This window comes from Bacillus cereus group sp. BfR-BA-01381, assembly GCF_022663555.1.
Classification (GTDB): Bacteria; Bacillota; Bacilli; order Bacillales; family Bacillaceae_G; genus Bacillus_A; species Bacillus_A pacificus.
In genome coordinates this window covers 21970-39021 of the sequence record NZ_JAKUFR010000015.1, presented here as the reverse complement: position 1 = coordinate 39021, position 17052 = coordinate 21970, and the positions used below count along the sequence as shown (strand labels likewise).

Genomic DNA, 17052 nt, shown 5'->3' with positions numbered 1-17052 from the left:
TCGACACTGTGTCGATAATGCAACTATGGAAAAAGGGAGTTTACAAATGGAGAAGGGAATAACAGAAAGAAATAAGAAAGTTTTATTAATTGTACTAATTGCTGGATGTTTTTTATCGACATTAAACCAGACGTTACTTAATGTGGCAATGAGTAACTTAATGGAGGTATTTGATGTTACAGCTGCAACTGTACAATGGTTATCAACAGGTTTTATGCTCGTAAACGGTGTGTTAGTGCCAATTACGGCATTTTTAATGAAACGTTTTACAACAAGGCAATTATTTACTAGCTCAATGCTTTTTTTATTCATCGGAACATTACTATGTGCCGGTGCCATCAATTTTGGCATGTTATTAACAGGAAGAATGATTCAAGCAATTGGGGCGGGAATTATTATGCCGCTCATGATGACAGTTATTTTATATTTATGCCCTAGTAAAAAGCGCGGGAGTGTTATGGGAACTATCGGCTTTGCCATGATTTTTGCGCCAGCAATCGCTCCAACGTTATCTGGTTTTATCATTGAATATGTATCATGGAGATGGTTATTTATTGGATTAGCTCCATTTGTATTCATCGTCATTATTCTTGCACTGAAATATTTAATGAACGTTGCAGATACGACAAAAGCAAGGTTGGATATTGTAAGCGTCATTTTATCAACGATTGGCTTTGGTTGTGTTTTATTTGGATTCAGTAGTGCAGGAAGTAAGGGATGGGGTCATCCAATTGTTATTACAACAATCATTACCGGGATAATTGTTACAGCGTTATTTTGCTTACGTCAAATAAAGTCTAACGATCCATTATTAAATTTATCCGTATTTAAGTATAAAATTTTTACTCTTACATCAGTGATAAACGTACTCGTCACGATGATTATGTATGCTGATTTAATTCTTTTACCGATTTACTTACAAAATGGAAGAGGCTTTACCGCATTTGAAACAGGTTTGCTTCTATTACCTGGAGCTGTTATTAATGCATTCTTATCACCTATTACAGGTAAAATGTATGATAAATACGGAGCAAAACCACTCTTTATTACAGGGTTAGTATTTATTATTATTTCGATGTGGGGTGTAATTGATTTAACTGAATCTACAACGTATATGTATGTAATGGTGCGCACTATTATTTTGCGAATTGGGTTAAGTTTCATTTCAATGCCTTTAAATACAGCAGGACTAAATGCTTTACCTAGAGAATTAGGTTCACATGGTTCAGCGGTAAATAATACGATTCGTCAATTAGCAGGTGCTATTGGAACAGCAGTTGTTATTACTATATATACGACTCAAGCAACTTCACACGCTTCAGAGTTATCTTTAGAAAATGGAAGCATTGCCGCTATTCAACTAGCGAAATTATCTTCTATTTTCGGCTCAGGTGATGCCTATCTATTTATGTTATTCTTATCTTTTGTAGCATTAATCTTTGCATGTTTCATGCCTAAAAAGGTGGCGACTCAAAAACTTGAAAAAGAAGCAAGTAATTAGAATGGTTTATAGGGTTGTTTAGAAAGTGTATGATGAAAGAAAAGTAAGTGATCTAATATTGAGGTACTTGTTTTTCTTTTTATCGAAATAATATAAAAAGGACTCTTAATTTTATAAGAGTTCTTTTTTGCTACCCCTATAAATTCTTCTCAATAATTGAAAATAAAATCAATCCAGATTATTATATTGTTATTGTAAATTTATTTTATTGAAGGAGGATACATAGATGAAAAGCTCAAAAGGCTCTATTGAATCAGAGATAAGCAAAGCAATTACGCACTGGGAGAAGGACTACTTAGGACGCGGGTCTATATCCGTTAAGACAGATATATTACGAGATATGATTATCGTAAATTTACAAGGTATTTTAACACCGGCTGAATATACTGTTTGCGAAACAAAAGACGGTATGCTAACGATAAAGAAAAATCGTTCGGAGCTAGTTGAATCTGGAATTGACGATTTGAAAGGGATTATACTCGAATTGAGTGGAGAAAAAGTGAAAAGTTTCCATACGGATATAAGTTCGCGTACAGGTGAACGAGTAATGATTTTTAAATTGTTTCATAATCTTGAGGAAAAGTTTTAAAAATTAAAACCACCGTAGAGTTAGAGGGAGATAATTAAGAAACCTAAAAATTTCGCACTTTATTTACATTTATTAACATGATAATAATTAAAAATTTGAAGTTATTTACGTATAATAAATCTTAAAAACAGATAAAAAATTGACAAACTGCTTAATATGGTTTATCTTATAATTGTTTTAAAAATTAATAGATGCTTATTTTAACTGTTTGCTATAATTAAGGCTTTAGCATTTTTTTAATATGTAATATTGACTAAATGAAAAAGTTTCTTAATGAAAAGATGGCGCATAACATAAATTGATATATTGGTTGTATAATCTAGGAGATCAGAAATATACTTTTCTTTTTAATAGGAGTAATACATACATTCTTTTATAAAATGGGAGCTCTTCAAAAAACTTTATTGAAGTTAGTTGAAGGGAAACCGACAATCTCCATAATTCAATGATGATATAAAATCATTGAATTATGGAAGTTGTCGGTTTTTTTTATGGAAAAAACGATGTACTAAAAAGAGTGAATGAAAATTGAAATTAAAAAAACTATCGTAATGAAAAGGAATTTTTATAGGTTATTTTCGTTTAGAAGGGAGTATTGTACATGTTAATTTCGCTAAGTTCATCAACATTGTTAATATTATTTTTTATCGCGCTTAGTGCTTCTTGTCTAAGTGGATTATTGTTTTTACATGCAAGGATGCCTTTACGTTTTGTTTATATCCATATTGGTATCGCTGCATTGCCTTCATTGGTTTCTTTACTCGCACTTGTTAATCACAATGGAGATAGGGTTGTAGGGCCTTGGCATTTAGATACTTTAGCTTGGTTCATGGCTTTCTTTGTTCTTACAATTGGCTTAATCATTCAACGTTTTTCTATACGTTACTTACTGGGGGATCGCTCATATCGAAAATACTTTGCACTTTTTACATTTACTACAGGTGTATCTTCGGTTGCATGGTTAAGTAATGATCTTCGTTTCATGATTATTTGTTGGGGAGCAACTCTTATAGGATTGGTTTTACTCATAGGTCTAAATAAAGGATGGAAAGTAGTTAGTGAAGCAACAAAAATCTCTGGCTATTTATTTACAATAAGCTGGATCGCCTTGCTAGCAGCTATCATTTGGCTTTTTCAAATCACTGGACAGTGGCAGTTAACATCAGTTGTAACGAATGAAAATGTAGCTCAATTTGGAACGTTGGAGAAAACAGGAATTAACTTATTTATTATAGTAGCTGTGATGATTCCAGCAGCACAATGGCCTTTCCAAAGATGGTTAATTGAGTCGGCTGTTGCTCCAACTCCTGTTTCTGCTATTATGCATGCGGGGTTAGTAAATGCTGGCGGTATCATGTTAACTAGATTTTCGCCACTGTTTCATGATGATATTGCACAAATCATTTTACTAATTTTCTCTAGTATTTCTGTTTTAATCGGAACAGGAATTAGCCTAGTTCAGGTTGATTATAAACGTCAGCTAGTGGGATCAACTATTGCACAAATGGGGTTTATGCTGATTCAATGCGCATTAGGAGCTTATTTAGCGGCTGTTATTCATTTAATTTTACATGGTTTGTTTAAAGCTACACTGTTTTTACAAGCTGGTTCTTCCGTACAACGTTTTGGGGAAGTGAAGCAGTCTAATGAAAAGATGTCCAATTTATGGATGATAGTCGGGCGTGTTTTCGGATTATTTATAGTGATTGCATTTTGGTTTACGACTTCTGGAGAAGGGTATCAATTCGTTAGTGCGTTCGTCTTAGGGTGGTCATTATACTTTTCATGGAAACAGCTTGTTGTTTTTGGAGAGGGAAGAATGGGAAGAATTGTTGGTCTATTTATTTTAGCTGGATTTTCTCTCATTTACTTTACAGTTCATAATTCTCTTTATAAATGGTTGCATACTGACATGTATCAAAGCGTTCAACCTTCAGCTCCAGCCGTTATTTTTGTTATATGTCTCTTATTATTTGGTAGTGCTATTAGTACTCTCGTTACTCGTAACCAATCCTCTACTATATTTGCTGTAATGTACCTTTGGTTCGTTCGAGTAGGTGAGGCGAGAAGAAAGTCAGTAGAAAGTCATCCAAGCTATCTGAAACATTATGTATCAAAAGGAGGTAATCAGTGATGGGCATATCGTCAATCGTAACGAAAGAAACTTTAAAAAAGAAAGAGACAAACATTGAAGTACAAGAAAATAATATGAATGATTTAGTTAAATCTGCTAGCCGAGTGATTGCACCACTTTGGCCGATTGCTACATTTGCAGCTCATCACCCTTGGATGGGGCTTGAAAAACAATCATTTGAACAAGTTGCAGATTGGTTAAAAGAAATTCGTAATGTGGATATATATCCGAGTGCTTCTATGATTCATTCGGCAAAGGCAAAAGGGGAGATTGAGGAATTATTTTTACAAAGTGGCTTGTCTCGTTGGCTTGATTCACAATCTTTTCATATTCCGCGAGAGAAAGCGGAGCGTTTTTGCCAAGAAGCTTTAAAGTTAGAAAGATTACCTTCTAGTTTGTTATCATCGCCAGAAGTAAATAAACTGGCAGAAGAAATGAGCTATATAAATACAAGAAGTATGAAAGACTCTTCTATGCAACCTGTAAGTACACTTATAGAGAATCAAAAGGGTGAAAACCTATCTGATATTCTTAATTATCACATCATTAAATGGTGTAAATTATATTTGGATGACTCCGGGGCAAGCTGGACGATGCCAAACCGAGAGAAAGGCTTGTATCGTGCATGGCACCACCTTATTACATTTGATCCAGCGCTCAGTAAAAATGAGCGTAAAGTTTTAAAAGAGTGGCCACAAGATGCCCAGGGAGCTTTAACAAAAGCATTATCTGAACTAGGAATTTCTGAATCTAACAAGCAAGCTTACCTTGAAGGTCACTTGCTTGCTTTGCCTGGATGGGCAGGAATGATACGATGGCGTTCCCAACAATCAATTCAGGAACAGGAACTCGTTATAGAATATTTAGCAGTTCGAATTTCTATGGAGCTAGCCATTGTAAAACCTTATTTACCTATAAAAATTCAAAAGGTTGAGAAAAAAGTTGAGGTTGTCCCACTTATAGCTTCTTGGATCTATTGGGGGGATATTTCAATAGAGGAATGGTTACAAATGTCTGCCACTGAACAAAGTGAATTATTAGCATTTGCCTATCGTTTTGATGAAAATATTCGCAAGAAACTTTGGCTGGAAGCTTGGGAACAGACGCATGCTGAGCAATTAAGGGAGAAGATCGCTTCTAAACAACGTGCAACGAATGATAAAAAACATGTATTAGCTCAATTAGCATTCTGTATTGATGTACGTTCAGAACCGTTTCGTCGCCACCTAGAAAAATTAGGTCCGTTCGAAACGTTTGGAATAGCCGGTTTCTTCGGGTTACCAATTGCGACTAGTGAACTAGGTAGTAATGAAAGTCATCCTTCTTTGCCAGTTATATTAAAACCGAAACATCAAATAAAAGAACTCACGGATGAAAAGGAATTTAAAAATTATAAACAACGCAAGAAGATAGACAGCTCAGTAAGTTATACGTTTAAGACGATGAAACAAAATGTATTGACAAGTATGTTGTTACCTGAGGTAAGTGGCCCTTTACTTGGCTTACAAATGGTGACAAGAAGTTTTGTGCCAAGAAGAGTAGGCAGTTTCATTCGTAACCTTCGTAAAACGATGTTACAAAAACCTGATACAACATTCTCACTTAATCATGTTCATGATACAAAATGTGAGATACCGATCGGTTTTACGAAAGAAGAAAAAGTGAACTATGTGCGTCAAGCTTTAAAAATGGTGGGATTGACAGAAAAATTCGCGCCTTTAGTTGTAATGTGCGGACATAGTAGTCAAAGTACGAACAATCCTTATGCTGCAGCGCTTGAGTGTGGTGCTTGTGGCGGAGCAGCAGGAGGATTCAATGCAAGAGTTTTTGCTACTTTATGTAATCTTCCAGAAGTAAGAGAGGCATTGTCTGCTGAAGGTATTAAAATTCCTGAGGATACCATTTTTGTAGCAGCTGAACATAAAACAACAGTGGACGAATTGGAATGGATTTACGTCCCAAAACTTTCGGAAGCTGCGCAAGAAGCATTTGATCGTATTGAGTCGGTTATGCCAAATGTGAGCCAACATGCAAACAGAGAGCGTTTAACACAATTACCTAATTTTAAAACGAAAATAAAAAATCCGAGTAAAGAGGCACATCGATTTGCAGAAGATTGGAGTGAAATACGTCCAGAATGGGGATTAGCCCGTAATGCATCTTTTATCATCGGACAGCGAGAATTAACGCAGGATTGTGACTTAGAAGGTAGGGCTTTCCTTCATAATTATGATTGGAAACAGGATGAAAGTGGCGATATATTAGCTAGCATCATAGCGGGACCAGGAACAGTAGCGCAGTGGATCAATCTACAATATTACGCTTCAACTGTAGCCCCTCATTATTATGGTAGTGGGAATAAAACAACACAAACTGTAACGGCAGGTCTCGGTGTTATGCAAGGAAATGCAAGTGATTTGTTATCAGGCTTACCTTGGCAATCCGTAATGCAGTCAGATAATGAGACGTATCACTCACCACTTCGTTTACTCATTGTAATTCAAGCGCCTACTAAATATATAGAACGTTTGCTAAAGAATGATTTCACATTTCGAGAAAAAGTTCAAAATGGGTGGGTTAGACTGGCGAGTGTTGATCCAGAAGGACAATGGAAAAATTGGTAACAATCATGTCATGAATAATCAACTATCGTTACTAGTTTAAAAGTTTCATAAATACAATCATGAAGAAGGAGTGCTATATATGAATGCAAAGAATAAAAAGGTTTTATTGTTAACAGACATTGAACACGGGATAGAGCCTATTATCCAACAAGTAACTAACGTTCAACGAGAAAACATGTTGACTATACACAGCTACGATTCTGTAATTGTACATCCTTATGGAGATATAATGAGATCTATTATTATTGCTATTTATGAAGAAAATGTGGAAGAAATTTTTGTTGTCGGAATAGAGGATAAAGAAACTAATGTAGTTAATCTACAAATTCAACGTGATTCCATAAAAAATAACAAGGAACTAGACTATCTCTTTAAAAATTGCATGCCTGAATTTTCAAGTGGTAGTCTTGAGGAATGGCTAAGTGGAAAAGAAAATGTTAGTGAAAATATTGAGAAGAGTATAGATATGATTCGTCATCATCCGTTAGTGCCTTCTAATGTTAAAGTTCATGGTTTCAAGATTGATAGAACAGGTGGAAAAGAAACAGTTGTTGAAGTTTCTGCTAATCAAGTAGTAAAACAAATGCATTCTTATGTGTAAATTATCGATAGATAAGCAACTTTTATTTGGACTTATGTCTTTTACAAAGAGCAAAAGAAATCTTCTATAAATGGGGATCTTTTGCTCTTTTTGTTTGAATTTTTAATGTGTTTTATAGGAGATATCTAATATGTACATAATAAAAATATATAACCTTTTGGATGAAATTTTAAGGACGGATTAGCAGGTGGGAAATAAAAGTTTATGTTGTGATTTATTTTAAGATTATTATTAAAAATAATGGAGATTCTTTAATTATGACAATAAAACAGTTAAAACCTAAAATAATATGGAAAAAAAGAATGTTGCTAACTATTTGTATTGTTTTCGGATTGATTATTGCGGGAGTTGTTTTTTGGAATGTTTCACCTATTCCAAAAGCGTTTCTCATAAAAAAAGCATTTGAAGGTGGAATGTTTGTTCAATCTAACAATTATAAAAATGCTCTAAAAGAGACACGAATTGTTAAAGATATCAATTATAATTCTAAATTTCCTGATGGTACATTAGATATTATTTATCCCAAAAACCTTACGGGAAAAAAATCTGTTATTTTTTGGGTGCACGGGGGTGGGTTTGTAGGTGGAGATAAATCAGACATTACTGGTTATGCAGTAGAATTAGCTGCTCGTGGTTATACAGTAATAAATATAAATTATGCTCTTGCTCCTAAAAGAAAGTATCCTACACCAGTACTACAACTTGGTGAGGCTTACGAATATATAAAAGAAAATGCAAAGAAATATAATGTGAAACTAGATGACCTGTATTTTGCCGGAGATTCTGCTGGAGCGCAAATATCTGGACAATTCGTTACTATTCAAACATCTCCAGATTATGCGAAATTAACTGGAATCGACGCTATTGTTGCTCCTTCTACAATTAAAGGTATACTGCTATTTTGCGGTCCGTATAATATGCCTGCATTAGCTAAAATGGAAACATCCAAAGAAGTGCAAGACTTTATGCGTACTACTGGCTGGGCTTACTTTGGGAAAAAGAAGTTTGAAACATTACCTGAAATGGAAATCGCCTCTATTTATCAACACGTTACAAAAGATTATCCACCAACGTTCATTACAGATGGAAATACTGCATCATTTGAAGAGCAAGCTAAAGCATTAGCTTCTACTTTACAAAATAAAGGAGTACCTGTAGATACACTTTTCTTCGATAAAAATATCTCTGGGAAGTTAGCGCATGAATTTCAATTTAAAATGAACACTCCAGCAGGTCAAGAAGCTTTTAACCAAGTTCTTAAATTTCTAAATGAAAATAAATAATATATACTATTAACTTTTTATAAGCTTAGTTTAATACCAAATATGAGTGGACAAACATATTGTACTAATAATTTAATGATAGCAAGAATAATTTTGATAAGAAGTATATAGTAAGAATGATTTGGAGATACAGATGGGGATATAACTATTTTATTTAGGACGGTGCACTTTAAATGGATTTACAGACAGGGAAATTATATTGGAACACAACTTTTTCTAATACACCTTCTTATCCTCAATTGGAAGAAGATATAAAATGTGACGTACTAATAATAGGAGCAGGGAGTTCCGGTGCTCAATCCGCATACTATTTAAGTGAATCAGATTTAAAGATTGTTGTCGTTGATAAAAGAAAGGTAGGACACGGAAGTAACCTTACAAATACAGCACTTATTCAATATTTAGGTGACAAGATGTTTTTTGAACTTGTAAATACATTTGGAGAAGAGTATGCAGTTAAGCATATGAAATTATGTGAACAAGCTATTAATGATATTGAATATGCTGATCAAAATTCACCTTATTGCTCTGACTTTAAACGACGTGACAGTTTATATTATGCAAGTTATGAAGAGGATATAAAGAAATTAGAGAAAGAACTGTATTATTTACATAAGCATGATTTTAAAGCGACTTGGCTATCAGAGGAACAAATTGGACAGAGATATCCATTTAAAAAACGTGCAGCTATTTATACGTATAACGATGGTGAAATAAATCCGTATAAATTTACACATAGTTTATTAAAACAAGCTTCTAATAAAGGAGTCCACATTTATGAAGATACGGAGATTGTTGGCAAAAAGTTAGAGAAAGAACGTGCTGTTTTTTATACAAAAGGGGGCAATTCTATTACTGCCAATAAAGTAATTGTGGCTGCAGGATATGAAGGTTTGGAATTTAAAAAGGAAAAGAACGCTACACTAATTAGCTCGTATGCAATTGTTACTAATCCTGTAGAAGATTTATCTTCTTGGTATAAACGTACTCTCATTTGGGAAACTGCGAGACCATATATTTATATGAGAACTACTGCAGATAACAGGATTATTATAGGTGGGTTAGATGAAGATACAAACATTGCTCAAGAAAGAGATTCAAAATTAATCCATAAAAAAGAGAAATTAGTGAATGAATTTAATAAGCTCTTTCCAAATATTACGGTTGAACCTGAATTTTATTTAAGCGCTTTTTATGGTGGTACTCATGATGGTTTACCTATAATTGGAATGTATGAAGAGTTTCCAAATTGTCACTTTATCTATGCGTATGGAGATAATGGATTAGTATATAGTATGGCACTTTCTAAAATGGTTCGAGATGTAATTATTAGCGGTTCAAGTCCAGATTTGAATTTATATTTACAAACTAGACCAAAACTAAATGAATAAGCTATATGTACGCAAAATCACAGTAGTATAAAGAAGTGATCGTTTTAACGGTTTTAATTATTTTATATAAGAAGCAATTCTACATTTGTAATCTCTCCAATATATTTTGGGGGGATTTATTTTTTTATTGAAAAATAGTCTAATTAAACTATAATGAGTATATAGTTTAATTAGACTATTTATTCTGTTGGGTGTGAAAAAAGGAGGAAAGAGGTATGGTTGCAAAAGAGACCAACTTACGCTTAGTAATAGCTGGTTTAATGCTAGGCATTTTAATGGCTGCAATGGATAATACAATTGTTGCTACTTCAATTGGTACAATTGTCTCAGATTTGGGTGGATTGGATAAATTCGTCTGGGTTACTTCTGCTTATATGGTTGCAGTTATGGCTGGTATGCCTATTTTTGGGAAATTATCTGATATGTATGGTAGAAAGAGGTTCTATATTTTTGGTTTATTAATCTTCTTAATTGGTTCTGCATTATGTGGTACTGCGCAAAGCATTGTTCAGCTAAGTATTTATCGTGCAATTCAAGGTATAGGTGGGGGTGCACTTATGCCAATCGCCTTTACCATTGTATTTGATATTTTTCCTATTGAAAAAAGAGGAAAAATGACTGGATTATTAGGGGCCGTATTTGGTTCTTCAAGTGTATTAGGACCTTTATTAGGCGCGTATATAACAGAAAATATTAGTTGGCATTGGATTTTTTACGTCAATATTCCAATTGGTTTAATGTCATTAATTTTTATTTTAAAAGCTTATAAAGAAAATAATCCACCTACTAAGCAAAATATTGATTGGTGGGGGGCGATAACGCTCGTAATAGCAGTAATTAGCTTAATGTTCGCTTTAGAATTAGGAGGAAAAGAGTTTAAGTGGGATTCGATACAAATCATTGGGTTATTTACATCGTTTATTGTATTTTTTATTGGCTTCCTATTGGTAGAAAGAAAAGTGAAAGATCCGATCATATCATTTTGGATGTTTAAGCGTAAGGAGTTTGCAATATCTCAAATTATTACATTTTTCTATGGAGCAACATTTGTTATTTTAACAGTATTCATTCCTATTTTTGTTCAGGCTGTATATGGTGGAACAGCAACTAATGCTGGATTAATTTTAACACCAATGATGTTAGGTTCTGTCGTAGGTAGTGCCATTGGCGGAATATTTCAAACGAAAATTAGTTACCGCAACTTAATGTTATTATCTGTAATATCCTTTGGGATAGGTATGTATTTATTAGGAACGATGGATCCGCAAACAAGCCGTGCACTTTTAACGATATACATGATTATAACGGGATTTGGGGTTGGATTTTCGTTTTCTTTACTTCCTACAGTTTCTATTCATAATATGGAACCGAGATTCCGTGGCTCAGCTACTTCAACAAATTCATTCTTTCGTTCACTAGGTATGACAATTGGGGTAACGATTTTTGGCTCCATTCAAAATAGTACCTTTACAGCTAATTTAAAGGATGCTTTTAAGGGAATAGAACACGGTTCCAGCATGTTAAATAATTTAGGTGATCCAAGTGCAATATTTCGCTCAGATATAAGGGCCAGTATCCCTACTTTTATTCTTGAAAAAATTATAGCCGCTATGTCATCTTCAATTACTACTGTATTTCTATTAGCTTTAATTCCAATTATCGTTTCATTTATGGCAATATTATTTATGGGGAATGTCAAAGCTGGTACAAAGGATAATAAAGTGAATTCGAATTCATAAATTTTATAAAACAAAAAGATTCTTTGCTTATTTTTAGCTTATACTATTGGTATAGGTTATTAAGGAGTGGAGAATTATGAATACAAAGCTTTTTATGCTGGGTCTTCTTATGGAGAAGAATAGACATCCGTATGAAGTCCAGCAACTTTTAAAAAATAGTGAAATGAAATATTATATAAAAATTACAAAAGGCTCTTTATATTATACATTTGAGCAACTTGAAAAGAAGGGCTTTATAGAAGTTGTTGATATTATTCGTAATGAACAACGCCCTGAACGGACTATTTACGGTATTACTCAAAGTGGTAAACAAGAATTTGAGCATTTATTATTAGAGCAAATGATAAAGAAAGAGGATATGCATCGTCCTATATATGAAGCGTTACTTTTTGCACAATATGGGGAGGAACAATTAATTCTAGAACAGCTAAAAATTAAAATCTCTCAACTGACGTTATATCTTACTACTCTTCAAAAAGTATATGAAGAGAAGTGTGGAAAAGAGAGTTTAGCTAAGCTATATATATTATCTAGTGTCATTTTACATTTAAGAACAGAGTTAAAGATTTTACAGAGTTTATATAATAACGTAAAAAATGAAAAGATAGATAATATAGGAAATGATGTACTTAGAGAGATAGAAAATCAATGTTTATAATGAAGAAGATTATAAAATAAAAAGAACGATTGTTATAATCATTTAAAAATAACAGAAGTACTTGTTCTAATAAAAAATGAATTGTGCTTTAAGAATCAGAAGGGATAGCCATGCAAAATAAAATTATTGTTATGTTTCAAAAAGATTTTCGCTTATATGATAACCCAGCTCTATTTGAAGCTACTCAGTCCGGTGAGGTTGTTCCGGTATATGTACATGATGAAACTTTTTCAATGGGAAGTGCGTCAAAGTGGTGGTTACACCATGCAATAATAGATGTAAAGAAGCAACTTGAGGCATTGGGCTCTACTTTAATCATTCGTAAAGGAAGTACGGAGGAAGAAATACTTTCTCTCATAGAACAGTTAGGTATAACGGCTGTATATTGGAATATTTGTTATGATCCGGACAGATTACAATTTAATCAAAACATGAAAATGATGTTAGAAGATAAAGGTATTACATGTAAGGAATTTAATTCACATTTATTATTAGAACCGTGGATGATTAAAAAGAAAGATAACACTGAATATAAGGTGTTTACGCCTTTTTATAATGCATTTCAAAAGCAGGTAATATCTAAACCTATTAGTAAAGTGCAGAGTATAAAATGGGGAAGTTCTTTACCAGAAAGCTTATCTGTTACAGAATTACACTTGCTGCCGACTATACCGTGGACATCTCATATAGAATCAATATGGGATCCTACAGAAGAAGGGGCATACAAAACATGTAAGAAATTTTTCTCTAGCAAATTAGCCTCTTATAGTGAAGGAAGAGATTTTCCAAATCAAAATGCTCATTCGATGTTGGCACCTTATCTTTCATTTGGTCAAATATCAGTGAGGTGGATGTATCATTACTTAATCAATAAAAGTACCGAAAGACAATGTAGTCTTTTTGAAAAACAAGTGAATAGCTTTATCCGTCAATTAATTTGGCGAGAGTTTTCTTATTATTTACTATATCATTACCCATTTACAGTATATAAACCTCTTAATAAGAATTTTGAACATTTTCCGTGGAATAATGAAGAGGAGTTATTAACAGTATGGCAGAAGGGTGAAACTGGTTATCCGTTTATTGATGCGGGAATGCGGGAACTATGGCAAACAGGTTTTATGCATAATCGAGCAAGAATGGCTGTAGCCTCTTTTCTTGTAAAGCATTTATTAATTCCGTGGCAAGAAGGAGCAAAATGGTTTATGGATACACTACTAGATGCTGATATTGCAAATAATACCATGGGGTGGCAATGGGTTGCTGGAAGTGGAGCGGATGCATCACCGTACTTTCGTATTTTTAACCCGATTACACAAGGAGAAAAGTTTGATAAAGATGGAGAATATATAAGAAAATGGGTACCAGAATTAAAAGATATGCCTAATAAATATATACATAAACCGTGGGAAGCACCTGAGCATATTTTACAAAAGGCTAATATAAAGCTAGGAGATACATACCCTTTGCCAGTTGTTGATCATAAGGCAGCGCGGGAGAGAGCACTTTGTGCATATAAAAGTATGAAAGAATTCGTATGAAATAGGTTAAACAATATGTATTTGGAACTTGAATATTAGAATTTCATCCATTACAAGGACATACTAATCATATAAAGTTTTTATAACCTTCGAGTAAAAAGGAGAATGTTTATGAAAAAATCTAGTATTCTAGTATTTTTACTAACATATGGTTTATTTTATGTTTCTAGTATTTTATTTCCAATTGATCGTATGTGGTACGATGCGCTGGAAAAGCCGTCTTGGACGCCTTCTGGCATGACAATCGGAATAGTTTGGACGGTATTATATGGACTTATTGCATTATCAGTTGCAATTATTTACAACAAATATGGATGTAAGCCAAAAACATTTTGGTTTATATTCCTTTTAAATTATATGTGCAATCAAGCGTTCAGCTACTTTCAATTCAGTCAAAAAGATTTATTTTTAGCAACAATAGATTGTTTACTAGTCGCTGTTACTACGTTACTTCTCATAGCGGTTTCTTCCAGTTTGTCTAAAGTATCGACATGGTTGCTCATTCCATATTTTTTATGGGCTACATTTGCTACATATTTATCTTGGAGCATTTATAGTATAAATTAAAGGCGTAAATAAAAACTTGAGCATAATAAAAATGCTCGAGTTTTTATGTGTGCTAATGAAAATCTGAAATATAGAATATATACATCTTAGGGAGGTCATCTTTGTGAAGAAATGGATAAAAATTACGCTGTACTCTTTACTCGGTATTTTACTTATAGGAAGTATTACGTTTTTGACTTGGTCTCAGTTTACTTATAAACCAACGAAAGAGGCTTTGTTGTTAGTAGATGATAAAAAAGGTGAAGATCATATCGTTTTTGGAGAGAAAGATGCTAAAATAGGGGTTATTTTTTATCAAGGTGCTAAAGTAGAAGCGGAGGCTTATAGTTACTTGGGAGAAGCTCTTGCAAAAGATGGACACTTTGTAGTAATGCCTAAGTTACCATTAAACTTAGCGATACTTGGAATCAATGCAGTAGACAGTGTAATGGAACAGTATCCTGAAGTTCAAAAATGGTATGTTGCGGGCCATTCAATGGGGGGAGCTATGATTTCTAAGTATGCCTTTCAACATGAGGACAAGGTAGATGGGATCATTTTCTTAGGTTCTTATCCTGCAGATGACTTCTCTACGAAAGCGATTCCGATGTTATCAATTTATGGGGAAGTAGATGCTTTAGCAACTGTAGAAAAAATAGAGGACAATAAAAAGTTTATGTCAAAGAATACAACTATGCACATGATAAAAGGTGGAAACCATGCTCATTTTGGCATGTATGGTGAGCAAAAAGGTGATAATGCTAGCTTAATTACGCCAAAAGCACAACGAGATGAAACAGTGAAAGTAATTGAAGAATGGTTGTTGAAACAATGATAGACGGGAGAGCCAACTCATACGAGTCGGCTCTTTTATTTAACTTCTATCTTCAATTTCCCTCTTATTTTCTCCGGAATATCCTCTTCAGCGATAATATCGTAAGAATACACATACTTTCCTTTTACATGAATTTTCAAGTAAGTTTTTCTTATAAAATCATTAGGTGTGTTCGTTCCAACTTTATATTCTGTTTCATTGCTTAATTCATCAACACCTTTTAGTGAGTACACAGCTCTTCCTTTATGATGATAATCTGGAATGCCATATCCCTTCGCAACGGCGTATACATTTTTTTCTTCAGCAATTGGATTAAATCTGTCTAAATCCCCGCGTAATATGAAAGGTAGTAAGTATATAGGAAGGCCTATTCCTATTATACAAATTATAAATTTCTTCATGATCGTTTCTCCTTTTATCTATTTACATTTTTCAGTATAGATAAAAGTTCTTATGAATATAGAGGGAAATTTTTTAAGTTTTTCTTAAGAGTTATTTTATTATGGTAAAAGGAGCGAATGCTCACATCGCTAGAGTCGTAACTTTGTATGATGATTCTTTTTTACATAACGAACGGATTTAGCTCTACGATATAATGCATTAGAAAATTTTCATCCATATAGCATTTGGAGTGTTACTGGGCAATCAATTTAAAATAGTTAAATATTACTTCTTGAAAGCACACTTTATTACCCATACGATTGTTTAGGATAGTATGTATCTTTATATAATCTTGATATAGATTTCTCTTTATCTTTCTATGAACATGAGATTATCTAAATATGAACAAGCTACACTCTCCTTAGAAAGAAGTGAGGAGAGGGATTTATGGAATATAGTAGAAAAAAAACATTTTGTTTATTAACTATCGCAGGACTAGGTATATGTATAGGTATGTCAAATAGTGAAAGTCCTATAAGTGAAAAGAAACCACCTGTCATTGTGCAAGAAGTAGAACAAAAACCAGAAGTAGTTGAAAAAGAGAATATATTAATAGAACAAGAAAAAGAGGTAATAAAGCCATTAGATGTTCCGCTTATCTTACAAAAACCAGAATTGATGCGCGGTTGTGAAGTAACAAGTCTCGCTATGGTATTACAATTTTCAGGAGTGAAAGTAGATAAAATGGAATTGGCTTCAAAGATACACTATGTACCATTTCAAAGTAATGGTTTGAAGGGAAATATGCACAAAGGGTTTATCGGGGATATGGCTACCTTTGATAAACCTGGATTAGGTGTTTTTGTTGAACCGATTTTAGAATTGGCAAAGTTGTATGTTCCGGATGAAAAAGTGATGAATCTAAGTTACAAAGAACCTGAACACATTTATGAAGCGATAGATCGAGGCCTTCCTGTATGGGTATTAACAAATGCTCGTTTTAAACGATTACCTGATAATCAATTTTATACATGGAGAACAGATACAGGGGAAATGAAAGTGACATATCATCAACATAGTGTCGTTGTGACAGATTATGATGACCAATATGTATATATTAACGATCCACTAAAGACGGACAAACATAGAGCGATTAATCGAAATAATTTTGAACAGTCTTGGATTCAGATGGGAAGACAAGCGATGACCATTTCGATTTAAAGAGAACG

General features: G+C 33.5%; 14 protein-coding genes. 13 read left to right on the top strand and 1 reads right to left on the bottom strand.

Annotated elements, in window-relative coordinates:
* Positions 1 to 46: 46 nt before the first annotated feature.
* The 12 genes from MR079_RS07705 to MR079_RS07650 all read left to right on the top strand — a co-directional run bounded on the left by MR079_RS07705 (position 47) and on the right by MR079_RS07650 (position 15442).
* The gene (locus MR079_RS07705) at positions 47 to 1501 is read left to right on the top strand and encodes a DHA2 family efflux MFS transporter permease subunit (protein ID WP_242293799.1); all 1455 of its coding nucleotides are present in this window, start codon (positions 47 to 49) and stop codon (positions 1499 to 1501) included.
* Between the two features lie 226 nt (positions 1502 to 1727).
* Positions 1728 to 2090 (top strand): Na-translocating system protein MpsC family protein, encoded by a 363-nt coding sequence (locus MR079_RS07700; protein ID WP_242293798.1) that lies wholly within the window; start codon positions 1728 to 1730, stop codon positions 2088 to 2090.
* A 601-nt stretch (positions 2091 to 2691) separates the two neighbouring features.
* Complete coding sequence (locus MR079_RS07695) at positions 2692 to 4224, top strand: NADH dehydrogenase subunit 5 (protein WP_242293797.1); 1533 nt, start codon at positions 2692 to 2694, stop codon at positions 4222 to 4224.
* The gene (locus MR079_RS07690) at positions 4224 to 6848 is read left to right on the top strand and encodes a DUF2309 domain-containing protein (RefSeq protein ID WP_242293796.1); all 2625 of its coding nucleotides are present in this window, start codon (positions 4224 to 4226) and stop codon (positions 6846 to 6848) included. The genes MR079_RS07695 and MR079_RS07690 overlap by 1 nt, the downstream gene beginning before the upstream one ends.
* 79 nt (positions 6849 to 6927) lie before the next feature.
* Positions 6928 to 7449 carry a carbonic anhydrase gene (locus tag MR079_RS07685; protein WP_000992255.1) on the top strand — a complete coding sequence of 174 codons (522 nt, stop codon included), beginning with the start codon at positions 6928 to 6930 and terminating at the stop codon, positions 7447 to 7449.
* A gap of 257 nt (positions 7450 to 7706) precedes the next feature.
* Positions 7707 to 8732 (top strand): alpha/beta hydrolase, encoded by a 1026-nt coding sequence (locus MR079_RS07680; protein ID WP_011040477.1) that lies wholly within the window; start codon positions 7707 to 7709, stop codon positions 8730 to 8732.
* A gap of 173 nt (positions 8733 to 8905) precedes the next feature.
* On the top strand, positions 8906 to 10123 hold the full coding sequence (locus MR079_RS07675) for an NAD(P)/FAD-dependent oxidoreductase (protein ID WP_242293795.1): 1218 nt from the start codon (positions 8906 to 8908) through the stop codon (positions 10121 to 10123).
* Positions 10124 to 10338: 215 nt separating this feature from the next.
* Entirely contained in the window at positions 10339 to 11862 is a 1524-nt protein-coding gene (locus MR079_RS07670) for an MDR family MFS transporter (RefSeq protein ID WP_098298574.1), read from the top strand.
* A 76-nt stretch (positions 11863 to 11938) separates the two neighbouring features.
* A complete protein-coding gene (locus MR079_RS07665; RefSeq protein WP_001093178.1) occupies positions 11939 to 12520 on the top strand; it encodes a PadR family transcriptional regulator in 582 nt (193 codons plus the stop codon).
* A gap of 110 nt (positions 12521 to 12630) precedes the next feature.
* A complete protein-coding gene (locus tag MR079_RS07660) occupies positions 12631 to 14061 on the top strand; it encodes a cryptochrome/photolyase family protein (protein WP_242293794.1) in 1431 nt (476 codons plus the stop codon).
* A 111-nt stretch (positions 14062 to 14172) separates the two neighbouring features.
* Positions 14173 to 14628 carry a TspO/MBR family protein gene (locus MR079_RS07655; protein WP_000749772.1) on the top strand — a complete coding sequence of 152 codons (456 nt, stop codon included), beginning with the start codon at positions 14173 to 14175 and terminating at the stop codon, positions 14626 to 14628.
* 103 nt (positions 14629 to 14731) lie between these two features.
* A complete protein-coding gene (locus MR079_RS07650; protein WP_242293793.1) occupies positions 14732 to 15442 on the top strand; it encodes an alpha/beta hydrolase in 711 nt (236 codons plus the stop codon).
* A 35-nt stretch (positions 15443 to 15477) separates the two neighbouring features.
* On the opposite strand, the gene MR079_RS07645 is transcribed toward MR079_RS07650, so the two are convergent.
* Positions 15478 to 15843 (bottom strand): YxeA family protein, encoded by a 366-nt coding sequence (locus MR079_RS07645; protein ID WP_000713453.1) that lies wholly within the window; start codon positions 15841 to 15843, stop codon positions 15478 to 15480.
* 427 nt (positions 15844 to 16270) lie between these two features.
* Here MR079_RS07645 and MR079_RS07640 point away from each other — a divergent pair, with 427 nt between their 5' ends.
* Positions 16271 to 17044 carry a C39 family peptidase gene (locus MR079_RS07640; RefSeq protein WP_000456803.1) on the top strand — a complete coding sequence of 258 codons (774 nt, stop codon included), beginning with the start codon at positions 16271 to 16273 and terminating at the stop codon, positions 17042 to 17044.
* The last annotated feature ends 8 nt before the right edge of the window (positions 17045 to 17052 follow it).